The organism is Vibrio cyclitrophicus, assembly GCF_024347435.1.
In the GTDB taxonomy this organism is placed as follows: domain Bacteria; phylum Pseudomonadota; class Gammaproteobacteria; order Enterobacterales; family Vibrionaceae; genus Vibrio; species Vibrio cyclitrophicus.
On the sequence record NZ_AP025481.1, the window covers coordinates 501,512 to 515,677 of the forward strand.

Annotated in this window: 14 protein-coding genes and 1 riboswitch; of the genes, 10 read left to right on the forward strand and 4 right to left on the reverse strand. The window is 41.5% G+C overall.

The features are described from left to right. Position 1 precedes the first annotated feature (1 nt). Positions 2–1,033, reverse strand: a complete 1,032-nt coding sequence (locus tag OCW38_RS17270; protein ID WP_016766789.1) for an ABC transporter substrate-binding protein — start codon at positions 1,031–1,033, stop codon at positions 2–4. 646 nt (positions 1,034–1,679) lie between these two features. Between OCW38_RS17270 and OCW38_RS17275 the strand changes: the two genes are divergently transcribed. The 5 genes from OCW38_RS17275 to OCW38_RS17295 all read left to right on the forward strand — a co-directional run bounded on the left by OCW38_RS17275 (position 1,680) and on the right by OCW38_RS17295 (position 4,483). Continuing rightward, positions 1,680–2,480 carry a PhzF family phenazine biosynthesis protein gene (locus OCW38_RS17275; RefSeq protein ID WP_016766790.1) on the forward strand — a complete coding sequence of 267 codons (801 nt, stop codon included), beginning with the start codon at positions 1,680–1,682 and terminating at the stop codon, positions 2,478–2,480. Between the two features lie 120 nt (positions 2,481–2,600). Continuing rightward, positions 2,601–3,104, forward strand: a complete 504-nt coding sequence (locus OCW38_RS17280; RefSeq protein WP_010429221.1) for a YgjV family protein — start codon at positions 2,601–2,603, stop codon at positions 3,102–3,104. Positions 3,105–3,194: 90 nt separating this feature from the next. Beyond that, positions 3,195–3,509, forward strand: coding sequence for a cupin domain-containing protein (locus tag OCW38_RS17285; RefSeq protein ID WP_016766791.1), 315 nt, complete (start codon positions 3,195–3,197; stop codon positions 3,507–3,509). 91 nt (positions 3,510–3,600) lie between these two features. Beyond that, entirely contained in the window at positions 3,601–4,080 is a 480-nt protein-coding gene (locus OCW38_RS17290) for a GNAT family N-acetyltransferase (protein ID WP_010429227.1), read from the forward strand. A gap of 106 nt (positions 4,081–4,186) precedes the next feature. Beyond that, positions 4,187–4,483, forward strand: a complete 297-nt coding sequence (locus OCW38_RS17295; RefSeq protein WP_010429230.1) for a hypothetical protein — start codon at positions 4,187–4,189, stop codon at positions 4,481–4,483. A gap of 101 nt (positions 4,484–4,584) precedes the next feature. Here the strand turns inward: OCW38_RS17295 and OCW38_RS17300 are convergent, their stop codons facing one another. Next, positions 4,585–5,082, reverse strand: coding sequence for a fasciclin domain-containing protein (locus OCW38_RS17300; RefSeq protein WP_016786451.1), 498 nt, complete (start codon positions 5,080–5,082; stop codon positions 4,585–4,587). 202 nt (positions 5,083–5,284) lie between these two features. Here OCW38_RS17300 and OCW38_RS17305 point away from each other — a divergent pair, with 202 nt between their 5' ends. The 4 genes from OCW38_RS17305 to OCW38_RS17320 all read left to right on the forward strand — a co-directional run bounded on the left by OCW38_RS17305 (position 5,285) and on the right by OCW38_RS17320 (position 9,325). Then, complete coding sequence (locus OCW38_RS17305; RefSeq protein WP_261896341.1) at positions 5,285–6,268, forward strand: DUF2860 domain-containing protein; 984 nt, start codon at positions 5,285–5,287, stop codon at positions 6,266–6,268. A 162-nt stretch (positions 6,269–6,430) separates the two neighbouring features. Continuing rightward, positions 6,431–6,925 (forward strand): GNAT family N-acetyltransferase, encoded by a 495-nt coding sequence (locus tag OCW38_RS17310; RefSeq protein ID WP_010429239.1) that lies wholly within the window; start codon positions 6,431–6,433, stop codon positions 6,923–6,925. Between the two features lie 90 nt (positions 6,926–7,015). Further along, positions 7,016–7,115, forward strand: a riboswitch (purine riboswitch). Between the two features lie 88 nt (positions 7,116–7,203). Continuing rightward, the gene (locus OCW38_RS17315; RefSeq protein WP_010429242.1) at positions 7,204–8,202 is read left to right on the forward strand and encodes an adenosine deaminase; all 999 of its coding nucleotides are present in this window, start codon (positions 7,204–7,206) and stop codon (positions 8,200–8,202) included. Positions 8,203–8,605: 403 nt separating this feature from the next. Next, positions 8,606–9,325 carry a Crp/Fnr family transcriptional regulator gene (locus OCW38_RS17320; RefSeq protein ID WP_010429245.1) on the forward strand — a complete coding sequence of 240 codons (720 nt, stop codon included), beginning with the start codon at positions 8,606–8,608 and terminating at the stop codon, positions 9,323–9,325. Between the two features lie 413 nt (positions 9,326–9,738). Here OCW38_RS17320 and OCW38_RS17325 read toward each other — a convergent pair whose 3' ends face one another. Together OCW38_RS17325 and OCW38_RS17330 are read right to left on the reverse strand one after the other, a co-directional pair. Continuing rightward, positions 9,739–10,404, reverse strand: coding sequence for a DUF2057 family protein (locus OCW38_RS17325; protein WP_261896342.1), 666 nt, complete (start codon positions 10,402–10,404; stop codon positions 9,739–9,741). Positions 10,405–10,692: 288 nt separating this feature from the next. Next, positions 10,693–12,255, reverse strand: coding sequence for an arylsulfatase (locus OCW38_RS17330; RefSeq protein ID WP_010429253.1), 1,563 nt, complete (start codon positions 12,253–12,255; stop codon positions 10,693–10,695). Positions 12,256–12,600: 345 nt separating this feature from the next. On the opposite strand from OCW38_RS17330, the gene OCW38_RS17335 reads away from it, so the two are divergent. Continuing rightward, positions 12,601–14,148 carry an arylsulfatase gene (locus OCW38_RS17335; RefSeq protein WP_261896343.1) on the forward strand — a complete coding sequence of 516 codons (1,548 nt, stop codon included), beginning with the start codon at positions 12,601–12,603 and terminating at the stop codon, positions 14,146–14,148. Positions 14,149–14,166 lie beyond the last annotated feature (18 nt).

Below are 14,166 nucleotides of genomic sequence, written 5' to 3' on the forward strand. Positions count from 1 at the left end.
ACTATCTCAAACTGTCGACAATTCGGTTTCGAATTTGAAGGCTACTGGGTTCTAATTGTTGATAAAGGTAACTACGATCTAATACTTCATTACTTGGGAACAGCTCCGGATCATTTTGATATTCTTGAGATGTCAGCTCTTTTGCTTTTGTACTTGGGGTAGCAAACCATGCATCCATCGCATTTTGAGCGGCAATATTGGGTTGAGACAGGAATGATATGGCAGTAACTGACTGAGTAGATAGTTCTCCATTATTAATTGCAGCAATGCATTCTAACCATAAGGTTGTTCCTTCTTGAGGGACAATGTAAGCCCATGTGCTTTCAGGTTCTAAATCGTTGAGTACGTATGTGTCGCCTGAATATCCATATGCGAGATTGATGTTGGATAGGCGCTCTGGATGGTTGAGATAATCAAGGATGTACTCGTTACTTTCAAGGTGTGGTTTTTGTTCTTTTAGAGTTTTGTACGCTACTCGCAGTTCTTGTTCATTATTCGTAAAAGGGGCAAATTGATTCATTAGCAAGGCAGCACCAACAAGGTCTGTGGGATCGTAATACATGCTGATTTTGCCGCTGTTTTCTGGTTCCGGGGCAAGCAAGGCTTTCCAAGACTGAGGTTCGGCAACTTTGTCGCTTCGATATAGAATTCCTGATGTTCCCCAAGCATAGGGGATGCCATATTCACCACACCCTTCAACCCATCTTTGATCAAGGTGACCGGCAATGGAATCTTGCAAGTCGCGAAGATTATGGAACAGCTTTTGTTTTGCTAAGGCTTTAAGTTTTACGCTTTCTACAATTACGAGTTCAAACGCACTTCGACGCTCGCTCAACAATACTTCATCTCTTATTGATTCATCAGAGAAGTACTGTTGTTTTAGGGATATATCGTAAGTATCTAGGAGTTGTTCAACAACGCGTTCAGACAGAAATGCATCCCAATTATAGATATAAATATCATGGTGTTGGCCAAAAGCAGAGCCAGTTATAAAGGATGTTGATGCAAGTAATGATATATAAAATATTTTCACCGACGGATTCCTTTCGTACTGTGATTAATTAAATCGTAGCCCAAAATTTGGGACATGTTTCAAATTTAGGTATCTAATTATAATTAAACTCGTTGCACAGTATTAAAATGCTCTGTTAGTCCTTGTTAATTCCATATGACTGATCTGGGTCTGATGTAATGCCTTGAATTAATTAAAGGTTCTTTGTGCCCACTCGTTAGTGAAAAAATTATTTTTGATCTTTTACCTTAAGTGGGGTTTTGGGTCAGATTTAACCTGATGTTATAGATTAATATTCAACATAGTGGGGGTCAATGCAACTATTTATGCAATTTTAATGCATTTAATGACGGCTTGGTTTGTGTTTAGACTAACGGGAAGTTATGTGTTCGGATAAACATCATGGTTTTGGTTCAGGACTTTGCAATTATTTACTCTTGTAGCACGGTGTGTTTGTGCTTATTGTAGGCCGCAATAGCTTAAGTTAAACGAGTCTTGCTTTGGTTTGTGGGTAACACTTAAACGTGCGAGTAATACGTCGGTGTAGCATTAATACTTAGGCTAGTGGTTGATATTAAAACTTAGACTTGTGGTTTATGTTTAACGCATTTGAGCGTTGCTTAGCTTTTTCGAACAGTAGAAAACCTACGTCAGCCAAGGAGTTGTTATGGAATTAGAGGTATACCAAGTAGATTCTTTCTCAACCCAGACCTTTAGGGGAAATCCTGCTGGGGTTTGTATTTCTCAAGAGCCTTTGAATGAAGCATTAATGTTTTCAATAGCGGAAGAGATGGCGGTATCAGAAACGGCTTTTCTTGTGCTTAACACTATGACGCTTAAATGGTTCACGCCAGAAGTAGAAGTGAAACTATGTGGACATGGTACCTTGGCAACCGTCCACGTATTGAAAGAGCAAGGGTTAGTGAAAACGGGTGATAAGGTAGTATTTGATACTTTGTCTGGTGAGTTATCTGCCACGGTTCGTGAATCGTCTATCGAGCTGGATTTTCCTAGCACTCATTTATCGCCGAGTCTGGAACCCGATCAAGAATTGCTCGAACACCTTGGCTTGGAGTTCAACCAAGTTGTTTCATTTAGAGAGTTTGATTCAAAGCAGTTAATCGAAGTCGTTGATGAGCGCGTTCTATTGGATTTGTCTCCAAACTTTGACTCCTTGAAACGCATGGATGGTAGAGGTGTTGTGGTAACGGCAGTTCCATCAAATCCTGAACTTGATTTTGTTTCTCGCTACTTTGCGCCATGGGTGGGTGTTAATGAAGACCCCGTCACTGGTTCGGCACATTGTGCATTGACGCAGCACTGGGCAGAAAAGCTCAACAAACGGAGCTTTAACGCTTATCAAGCATCCCGTCGTGGTGGGTCTATGTCGACAGAGTTATTAGCGAACGGAAGAATAAAAATCATTGGTACGGCTACAACAGTGATTTGTGGTGTATTGAAGGTTTAACGTTGATTACTGGCTTAATGTTAGACCAAAGCGGTTGTCTTATATGCTTGAATTAAATAGCGGCTTCGTTCATTTCTGGTTGAACGAAGTCGATGTAGTGTCATTTTTGAAGGAATTACCGTGTCAGCATTTTATCTGTCTCAAGTATTAGTTGCGATTGCCATCTGTTTCGATCTGCTGTCATTCCAGTTTAAGGAAAGGAAGAAAATCGTCACTTGTCTATTTTTTGCAGGAACGCTTATTTCGAGTCACTTCATTTTGTTAGAGCAATGGACCGCCGCGTGTTTGATGATCATTGCCACTACTCGTTATTTAACAAGCGTGTTCTCAACATCTTCCAAGTTTAAGTACCTGTTTTGTTCTATGTCTGTCGTTGCGACAGCCGTTACCTACTCGGGGCTAACGAGTGTTTTAAGTTGTTTTGCTTCTGTGTTTCAAACCTTTGCCGCTTTTAATAAAGACGATCGTCGATTACGTGAATTGATGATCATCGGAACCAGTTTTTGGTTGGTGCATAACTATTTGATTGGTTCTCCTACTGCTGTAGTGATGGAAGCGCTGTTTATATGCAGTAACTTAGTGGGCTATTACCGTTTTTACTTCAAAAAGAGTGTCGCTGCTTAGGTTTCGGCTTTCTACGGTTTATTAAGTTAAAGAACCACAAGATTCAAAGCGCAGCACCAGATTACAGTTAACAAGGATTAGGACAGTTCGATGTCTAATATTTACGCTGATGTTCCTTCGTCGATGCCCAATGAAATATTCAATGACCTGCTTGCGAACGACAGTGTTCGAATCGAAAGAAGATTGTCTCATGGTCACAGTTCCCCAGAAGAGGGTTGGTATGACCAAGATGAAAATGAGTGGGTAATGGTGATCGAAGGTCAAGGTGTGATTGAGTTTGAAGATGGACGCGTTGTGACTTTATCAAAAGGGGATTATATCAACATTGCAGCAAGAGAAAAGCACAAGGTTGTTGGTACGGATAAAGACATGGTGACGATCTGGTTGGCTGTGTTTTATCGTTGATACTCTTTGTTCTAAGGTCGACTCATTCAGAGAGAACCTAGGGACAATACGTCACCTGTCCAATACGCTAAATACATGAAAGGACTATGTCGTGGTTAGAATCCGAAATTACCAAACCAGTGATGCTAAGGCGTTGTGGGAGATTTACTTTCATACTGTTCGTAACATTAATGTTCGAGATTATTCTCAGCAGCAAGTAGAGGCTTGGGCTCCAAACGGTTTTGATTCTGAGCTTTGGCAAAAGCGCATGAACGAGTTACTACCTTTTGTGGCTGAGCTAGATGGTTGCGTTGTTGGTTATACTGACCTGCAACCCAATGGCTTGATTGATCATTTCTTCTGTCATCATGAATGCCAGGGTAAAGGCGTTGGAAGAGCGCTAATGGAACATGTTCTTGCTGTTGGTCGTGTTCGTGGTGTATCGCGGTATTTCTCTGAAGTAAGTATTACCGCAAGGCCTTTCTATGAACACCTTGGTTTTAAAGTCGTTAATGAGCAGGAAGTTGAAATGCGTGGCGTAAAACTCACCAATTACGTGATGGAGAAGGTAGTGCCTTCAGACGAACGGTAATCTCATTTTTGTTACAGTTTTCACCTGTTTTTGGTTCTCTTCTTAAAGAAAAATCATCACTTTAGCGATAATATTCACTGCAACTAATTTGAGTGAAAGAAGTAACGTGGGAATTGAAGCTTTAGCGTTTGTGATGGATGCATTAATGACAACATGTTGTATGTATATTGCGTCAAAGATGTCTTTTGTCGTGGCTGACTTTAAATCTCTTCTTGTTATTGCCGTTATCGTTGCTTTGGTATCACTGATTCCGACTGTTGGCTGGGTTTTGGGGGTGATTCTGTTTGTCTTCCTGCTTGGGAAGGCGACGCATGCGAGTATTGGTGACTGCATTTGGGTGGTGGTATTTACAAAAGTAGTGTCTATGGCGGCATTTCTAATATTCGGTCGACTGTTTGTGTAACGAAGACCTAATTTGATTTGATACAGGCAAATAAAAGGGTGTGAACTTGTCACACCCTAAACAAAATTCAATTTGAATTTGTTAAAAGAATTTCAACTGCACTATTTAGGAAGTAATACAGTATCAATTACATGGATAACACCGTTGCTTGCCTTGACGTCGGCTGTAATTACTTTAGCGTTGTTAATCATAACGGTGCCATCACTGACACTGACCATAACAGCTTGTCCTTGAACCGTATCAGCACTGTCTATTTTTGTCACATCGGCAGCCATCACTTTCCCCGCGACTACGTGATAAGTCAGTACTGCAACCAACTTATCTTTATTTTCTGGCATCAGGAGCATATCAACTGTTCCTTCAGGAAGTGCCGCGAACGCCTCATCTGTGGGTGCAAATACAGTAAAGGGGCCATCACCTTTCAAAGTTTCCACTAAACCTGCTGCTTTTACTGCCGCCACTAAAGTGTTGAATGAACCGTTTTCAGCCGCTACGTCCACGATGTCTTTCTTCATTCCGTGGTGATTAGCGTGAGCAAATGTGGTGAAAAGGAGTGTTGCAACTAGTACTGACAGAGTCTTGCTTAATTTTTTAAACATATTTTAGTCCTTTGAGTTTATCTGTTATTTCCGAGATGTATTACGAGAGCTCAAAAGCGATAGATCAACTTATTGCACGTTTAAGTGGCTTCTTTAGCTTGGTTGTGCCATCAAACACATAATTTCGCTGGCTAAATAATTGTTATAATTCCATTTTGTTACTTATAGTTAATTGGTGATTATTCAATTAACGGATGTGAATATGAGGTTTTTTTTACCAGTCGTGTTTACGGCATTTGCTTCGATGCCTGCATATAGTGGACTTGCTCCAAGCGATGGTTTCAGCGGAAACTTTAGTATTTTGGCTGGTTCTTATTCAGATAGCAGTAACTTGAGTACCGAGCAAGATTCTATTCAAGCAAACAACACGAAAGAAGGGAGTAGTGAAAACCAGGGGCTTCTCGGCTTTCTCGGAACGGTTCAATACACCTTTGGGGAATCGTTGAACCACCAAGTTTATACGGGAACTACTCGAGAGGATATTGCGACAGGTACAATAGCGTTTGAGATTGGTTATCGACATCAGTTCTCTGGTGGCACCATTATCGACTTCTCGGTGCTCCCTACGTTTATCTCGGGTAAAGCTTGGGCTGATCCGTACGTGGTTGGCGTTAATCGAAACGAAACGGACGTAAAAGGTAATGTGGGACGACTGCAATTGACGAGCGTTGGAGGCACCGGTTTTCAAGCGGATTTTGCAATTGGTGAATCTGATGTTGACGATGAACTGTCGGGAACTCAAAACTTATCTGCCCAAGACGCAGCCTTGTTAGATAGGGAAAGAACCTATTTGTACGCAAAGGCCGGATACCGCTTTATATTGCCGGACCAAGTTGGGTTACTGGTCCCTTCTATGGTTTACTTTAGTTCAGATGCGAAAGGAGACGCGATCAGTTTTGATAGCTACGGCGTAGAACTTAATTACGCAAAAAGAATGGGTCGTCATGGTTTCGTCGTCACGTTAGACGCACATGATCGTCAGTACGATGAAGTAAACCCTCTTTATGGAAAAATGCGTAAAGAGAATGAATACGGTGCTTTTTTAGCTTACGAGTTGAGTGGTTTTATGGGATATGATGGTTGGTCGTTTATTACGTTACTTGGCCTAAGAACCATTGACTCTAACATCGACTTTTACAATTCTGAACAAGTGTTAGCGAGTGTTGGTATCGACTACAAATTTTAACGGTCATACCTAACCAAAAGTCAGCCAAACTAGCGTTAAGATTTAACTTTATTATTTGTTCAGTTATTTCTGGCACTTATCATATTTAAGGTTGTAGGTGCTTATCGCTATCCGTAATATAAAAATCAGCGAGAATATAGGATCAGATAACAAGGAAGCGCTTTGGAAATACAAATTAGACACCTCGAACTAACAGATTACCAAGATATTTTTGATATTTATCGTCACCCTTCAGTCTCTGAGAATACATCACAGAAGCCTTTTCTTAGTTCTGATCAAGTTGAGAGATTGTTTGGGCATTCTGACCATTTTACTTTGGTTGCTGAAGTGTCCGGAAAAGTCGTGGGCCACATCACTTTATTCATGACCACCAAAGTGAGAGACAGACATTGTGCAGGCCTTGCGATAGCGGTCAATCCGGATATGCAAGGCAAAGGGGTCGGCAAGGTCTTAATGCAAGAAGCGATCAATCAGGCCGATAATTGGCTTAACCTCGTTCGACTTGAATTAGAAGTTCATGCCGATAATCACGGTGCGACTACTTTATATGAAAGCGTTGGTTTTCAATTAGAAGGAACCAAAAAGCTTAGTACATTCAAAGGTGGGAAATACGTTGATATGCTTTTGATGTCGAGAATTAGGCATGATTATCGTTGATAGTGAGCTGTTGATTGTTGATTGGTTTTGTTCAAAGCGGTTTCATTCGGTTCGTCACTCGTTAAACCTTTTCATCGCAGCTTAATTTGGTATAGTAGCAATCGTTTGCTTCGTATAACCCCAATGATATGGTTTGGGGGTCTCTACCAGCTCCCGAAAAGTGCTGATTACGAAGGGTTTAGATCACAATTGTGTTCTTACTCTTTGTAATGGCGTTCAAAAATATCCTGTCTATTACTCAGAGTAAGTGCACACCTAAAATCCATAGTAGGTGGAATATGAACGCATTTATTCAAGGGCTTCCAAAAGTAGAGTTGCATTTACACATTGAAGGTTCACTCGAACCTGAATTACTGTTTAAACTCGCTCAACGTAATGGCATAGATTTGCCTTATTCATCTCCAGAGCAGTTAAGACTCGCATACGAATTTGATGATTTGCAGTCGTTTCTCGATATTTACTATCAAGGTGCTGATGCACTGCGCACAGAACAGGATTTCTACGATTTAACATGGGCTTACCTAGAACGCTCTATAGCTGACAATGTTATTCATACTGAAATTTTCTTTGATCCTCAAACTCATACCGATCGTGGAATTGCTTTTGATACTGTGATTAATGGTATTTATCGTGCGCTCAAACGTGGTCAGAAAGAATTAGGGATTACTTCTCAAATCATAGCTTGTTTCTTACGACATTTATCTGAAGAGAGCGCTATTCAAACGTTTGCTGATATTCTCAAGCACCAAGACAAAATTATTGGGGTTGGATTAGACTCCTCAGAACTCGGGCATCCGCCAGAGAAATTCAAACGCGTATTCGAACAAGCCAAACAAGCGGGCTTTCTAACAGTGGCTCATGCTGGTGAAGAAGGCCCCGCACAGAACATTGTCGACGCTATTGAAATGCTCAGTGTTAGCCGAGTAGACCATGGCGTGCAGTGCATGACAGACGAAGCGTTAATATCGGAATTGATTAAGACTAAAATGCCGCTGACCGTGTGTCCATTGTCTAACATTAAACTACGAGTGTTTGATGTAATGGAAGACCACAATATTGTTGATCTACTAAGAAAGGGCGTTTCCGTTACGATTAATTCGGATGATCCTGCGTACTTTGGTGGTTATATGTCGGATAACTTTAACGCAGTAAACAATGCTCATACGCTTACACATAAAGAGTTGGCCCAGTTTAGCTTGAATGCAATTGACGCGAGCTTTATTGAAGAGTCGTTGAAACAGCAATATCGCGATGTCGTATTAGCCTATATTGCCTAGAATGATGTTAGCTAGTATCCAACGTTTCACTATTTGAATTGCCCAACGACTGGCAATGACTGGTCGTTTTATTTGGGCTGGCTTTGATGTTTCCAGAAACCACCAAATTGGTTCTTTAAAGGGGGGAGGATTAGTCAAACCGAGTACCTAGCAAATGGGCTGTTTAATCAAAGAAGTTCAATGGTCTGAGCATTATGACTCCATGATTGGAAATTCAGTCGCCTCTTAACGAGACAAATGGTTCACTTACAGCTTGTAAGCTACGCTATTATCTTAAAGTACTAAAAAATATAACTTTTTTGATAAATAATTGTTGGGTGTTAGCAGTATTAGACTACATTTAGAAAAGGTTCAGTGAGATGCGTTGCACTCATGCAGATATTGTTAGACAAGGAGTTAATCGTTGTTAGACCCTAAAATAGGCGAACAAATACAATGGCCATGTGATTTGTCACAAGATTTGATCCACAGCTTGCTCGAGATTGCGCTCTTCAAAACGGGTGTTCATAGCTTAGAGATTACGAAAAAATTCCAAAATTTACCGGGGGTCTTTTATATTCTTAAAGGCTCAGCGGGTATCTGCTTTTCAACTGAAAACATGAAAAGCTTGTCGGGTGGTGTGATAGGTAAAGGCGATTGGATCGGCGCTTTGACCATTCATGCGAACTACAATTTATTTGCTGTCGCAGAAGAAGTTGAGCCGATTACCATGGTATTTTTCCCCGCAGACAAGGTATTGGAGCTCGCTGAAAAGAAATGCATGGTCTTCAAATGGCTACTCCATTGTGGAGTTAAATCGCAATCTATCTGGATGCAGGCTTTCTTATCTTCCATCCATGAAAAAGAGCAAAAAACGATTTATGTCCTTTTAGAGCTCGCTGCTCGCCAGACAAATGTTACAGGGGCAAAGGTGAGTATCAATATTTCGCAAACCCAATTGAGTACCATTACTGGTATATCAAGGCCGAGGTTAAATGAGGTGTTAAAAAGTATCGAACAACAAGGTCTAGTGACGATACAAAGAGGTAAGGTGTCCATCTCAGATTTTGAAGGTTTGTACGAACGTATTTCACCAATGAATTTAATGATCCGCGACCCTATATCGACGATGAACGCATTATAATTAAAATACTTATTTCTCGAGAAAAGACTCAAATAGGCGGCTATTTGTGGCTAAATCCTCAACTTTTGTTCCTTTAGGAACATACATGAATCACGGAAATCGGTAACGTTAACTCAAGATTTATAAATTTAAAATTGAGTGAGTAGTACTGTTATGAAAATGGCTGTTTTGGAATACAAAGTGTATGGGGTCGGTGACTGGATTAGAACAACGATTTCGAGTCGTTGTGCCTATTTGTTGGCTGCTGAGTATAAAGGTTTGGGTTGGCCAGCTAAGGTGGATGGGAAATCGCAATAGATGAGGCTTAACCTATGAATTCGGAATAACCTTTCCCTTTCTTATGAAATAATCCTAGAGATAGAAAAGAAGCTGACTTGATGTCAGCTTCTTGCTTTAAAGTGAGCAGAATAAATCTATTTGTTCACGTAATCTTTGAATTTCTGCTTGGTTTCAGCATCGGCTTTCTCGTACCAGAAATACAGCATTTCTTCCGCAGTATTCGCCGCGTTCGCATCAATCTTTGCTGGTAGAGTGACAGGTTGTACAACCGCTGCTGTTGCAACTGCTGATGTACCCATAGTTAATGCAGCAATACCGCCTTTCTGGTTGTATTCTTTCGCTTCTTGAGGATATTTACGACCAATCTGCATTCCATCTTTGATTAGCTTATCTTGATTAACACTGATTACATTTTGGTTCTCATCAATCAGTTTCCAATCAAGGTTATTAAAGCCTTTTTTCGCTTCCGATACATTACGGAATTTAGGCATTTCAAACGTCAATGTAGTGTCTGCTGCATCAAAAGTTGCAATTATGACGTCGCTATCGACAAACTCACGATCGTTACCTTGACTAAAAGCAAGCTGATAATGGAAAACGATTTGGTTTACACCGTCTGGAACGGTTATTGTTTTGCTTGAAGAGAAAAAACCACCCTCAAGGTCAGGCTTAGCCTCGTTAACTGCTACGACGTCAACTAAGGCATCTGCGCTAGAAGGGATTTTAATGGTTACATCAGCCAATGCTGCGGGTGCAGCAACGATAGCTGAAAGTAGGGCTATACTTTGGATTGTCTTCATAATCATACAGTTGTTGTTATGGTTAGATGAATTACAATCGCATGCAAATGTATGTATTTCAAGTCATGTCATAGTGTTTTAAAAAAATTTGCGAAATCTTAACGCAACGGTCATATATCGAGATAACTAAAGACCAATGTGGGTAATTATCATCCAACAAACACGCTGAATCTCGATAAAGTCATTCGTCATATTATGGCAGATATATGCTTTATTTTTGAAACAAGAAAGCCGTAATAAATGTGATTTATCACGGCTTTGTTTACTTTCGTAGCGTTAGCTAATTGGTTACTTAGCTTGCGATGCAGCCGCTTCTAGTTGTTGAAGCTTACCCTGAAGCATGTAAACGTTCTGGTTGAAGTTACCAGGGTTCAATACTTGGCTTTGTTGCATTGGGTAGTCAGGTAGCGTGTTCATGAACTCTTGTACTTTGCCGCCTACTGGTACGAATAGCCACATGTTGTCTGCCATCCAGCGTAAGTACATGCCAGATTCGTGTGGTGCTTTCTCGAATGGGTCTGCACGTAGGTGAACAACTTGAGGCCAGTTCGTTTGGAAACGTACTGCATCAACAATGTTACCTTCTAGTACCGCAAATGAAATCTTGAAGTCATTCCAACGTACAGCGTTTAGCTCAGCGTTAGCAGAGAAGTAAAGCATGCTGTCGCGAGGGCCTTTCTCTTCTTTACCTTGGAAGTAAGGTAGGAAGTTGTACCCATCTAGGTGTACACGCCAGTTCTTACCGTTGTAAGTTGCACCTTTGTCAGACGCTAGCTTTTCAACCACTTTATCATCACCAGCTGCTGCTAGTAGAGTAGGAATCCAGTCTTGGTGACCCATGATGTCGTTGATCTTAGATCCCGGTTTGATTGTACCAGGCCAGCGAACGAGCTGAGGAACACGCATACCACCTTCGTAAGTTGTACCTTTCTCACCGTGGAAGTAAGTCGCACCACCATCAGGCCAAGATACAGTTTCTGCACCGTTATCTGTTGAGTAGATTACGATCGTATTGTCTGCGATCTTCAATTCATCAAGCTTATCTAGTAGCACGCCCACTTGGTCATCGTGCTCTAACATGCCATCAGCGTAAATGCTGATACCCGATGCGCCTTGGTATTTTTCTTGTAGACGAGTCCACACGTGCATACGTGTTGTGTTGTGCCAGATGAAAAATGGTTTGTCAGCTTTCACTGCCTTTTCCATGAACGCTAGAGATTCCTCTAGGAACTCTTCATCCGCATGCTCCATACGCTTACGCGTCATAGGACCAGTATCTTCAATTTTACCATCGGCAGTAGATTTGATTACACCACGAGGGCCAAAGTTTTTACGGAACTCAGGGTCTTTAGGGTAGTAGTATGTCTCTGGCTCTTCTTCCGCATTCAGGTGGTACAGGTTACCGAAGAACTGGTCAAAACCGTGGTTCGTTGGAAGGTGTTTGTCTTGGTCACCCATGTGGTTTTTGCCGAACTGAGCTGTCATGTAGCCTTGTTCTTTGAGGAGGTCTGCGATCGTTGGAGCCCAATCTGGGATACCGTGGTCTGAACCTGGCATACCGATAGTCAATAGACCAGTACGGAAAGGTTCTTGGCCTGTTAGGAATGCAGCACGACCAGCAGTACACGATTGTTGACCGTAGTGGTCAGTAAATAGTGCGCCTTCGTTAGCAATACGGTCAATGTTAGGGGTTTCGTACCCCATCATTCCGTTGTTGTATGCACTGATGTTGAACACACCAATGTCATCTCCCCAGATAGCAAGAATGTTAGGCTTTTCTGCTGCGGTTGCTGCTGAAGAAGCTGCTAATAAGCCAACACCTAATGCCAGTTTATTAATTTTAGTACCCATAAGGACTCCGATTCACTTTTAAGATTAATGCGTTAGAGCAACACATCGTTGGGCAAACATTAATCTCAAAAACTGATGGTGTCTTTTTATAGTGGTTATAACCAATTGTTATGAAGCAGATCTAACTTTATGATTCAATTTGGTTTTATATGCTTACCTCGATTTATCTTCGAATATTATGCGTGATCTTCGTCATGTTTTTCTACGTCATTTTATCACGTGTTTACGCATACTGTTCGTTATGAAAATGATAAAAATATTAATAGTTTAACCAAGGTCGCGAGAGTTAAAAAAATGGACTATATGTTGTAAGGCAGGATGCAAATAACTAACGAAGAGGTTTCTATGACAGCGAAATATGGCGTTAAACGTCGTTTAGCGATTTTGGGTACGGCGATGATGGCGGCTTCCACCACCACATTCGCAGCAGAAAAACCGAATATTCTCGTGATTTGGGGGGACGATATTGGGCAATCTAATGTCAGCGCATATACCTTTGGTTTAATGGGTTACAAAACTCCGAATATCGATAGTATCGCTAAAGAAGGCATGATGTTCACAGATTACTATGCCGAGCAATCTTGTACAGCTGGTCGCTCTACGTTCATTACTGGTCAAAGTGTATTAAGAACAGGTTTGAGTAAAGTAGGCTTACCAGGTGCAGACATTGGCCTTCAAGCAGAAGACGCGACAATCGCAGAAATGTTGAAACCTATGGGTTACATGACGGGTCAATTTGGTAAAAACCACCTTGGCGATAAAGATGAATTCCTTCCAACAGCACACGGTTTTGATGAATTTTTTGGTAACCTTTATCACCTAAATGCTGAAGAAGAGCCAGAAAATGAAGATTACCCAACCGATCCAGAATTTCGTAAGAAGTTTGGCCCTCGTGGTGTAATCAAATCTTTCGCTGACGGTAAGATTGAAGACACCGGCCCACTAATGCGTAAGCGTATGGAGACTGTCGATGAAGAAACGCTCGATGCAGCGCTTGATTTTATGGACCGTGCGGTGAAAGCCGATAAACCATTCTTCGTTTGGTGGAATGCAACGCGTATGCACTTTAGAACACACGTCAAAGCTGATAGCAAAGGTGTGGCAGGGGTAGGTAACTATGCTGACGGCATGGTAGAGCACGATAGACATGTAGGTCAGTTATTGAAACAAGTGGATGATCTGGGTATCAAAGACAACACCATTGTTTTTTATTCAACGGATAACGGCCCACACATGAACTCTTGGCCTGATGCGGGTACAACACCGTTCCGTGGTGAGAAAAACACCAACTGGGAAGGTGCATATCGTGTACCTGCAATGGTTCGTTGGCCAGGTAAGATTGAACCAGGTACGGTTTCTAATGAAATTATGCATCACATGGACTGGATGCCGACCTTTGTTGCAGCTGCCGGCGATGATCAAATCAAAGAGAAACTTCTGAAAGGTCACACTGCGGGTGATAAAACATTTAAGGTTCATTTAGATGGTTACAACTTCCTTCCTTACCTAACAGGTGAAGAAGAAAAAGGTCGCCGTTCTGAAGTTTTCTACTTTACTGATGATGGTGATTTGGCCGCGCTTCGTTATAACCAATGGAAAGCGGTGTTCATGGAGCAGCGTGCAACGGGCACTATGCAGATTTGGTCAGAACCGTTTGTGACGTTACGTTTACCTAAGTTATTTAACCTACGCATGGACCCATATGAAAATGCAGATATCACATCGAATACCTATTATGACTGGTTGTTAGACCATGCATATATGTTCGTTCCTGCACAAGCGTATGTTGGTGAGTTCTTAGAAACGTTTGCCGAGTACCCACCACGCCAAAAAGCGGCAAGCTTTAGCTTGGATCAGGTAATGGAGAAACTGCAAGAGAACCATAACAAGTAACTCTTATTACAAAAGTAA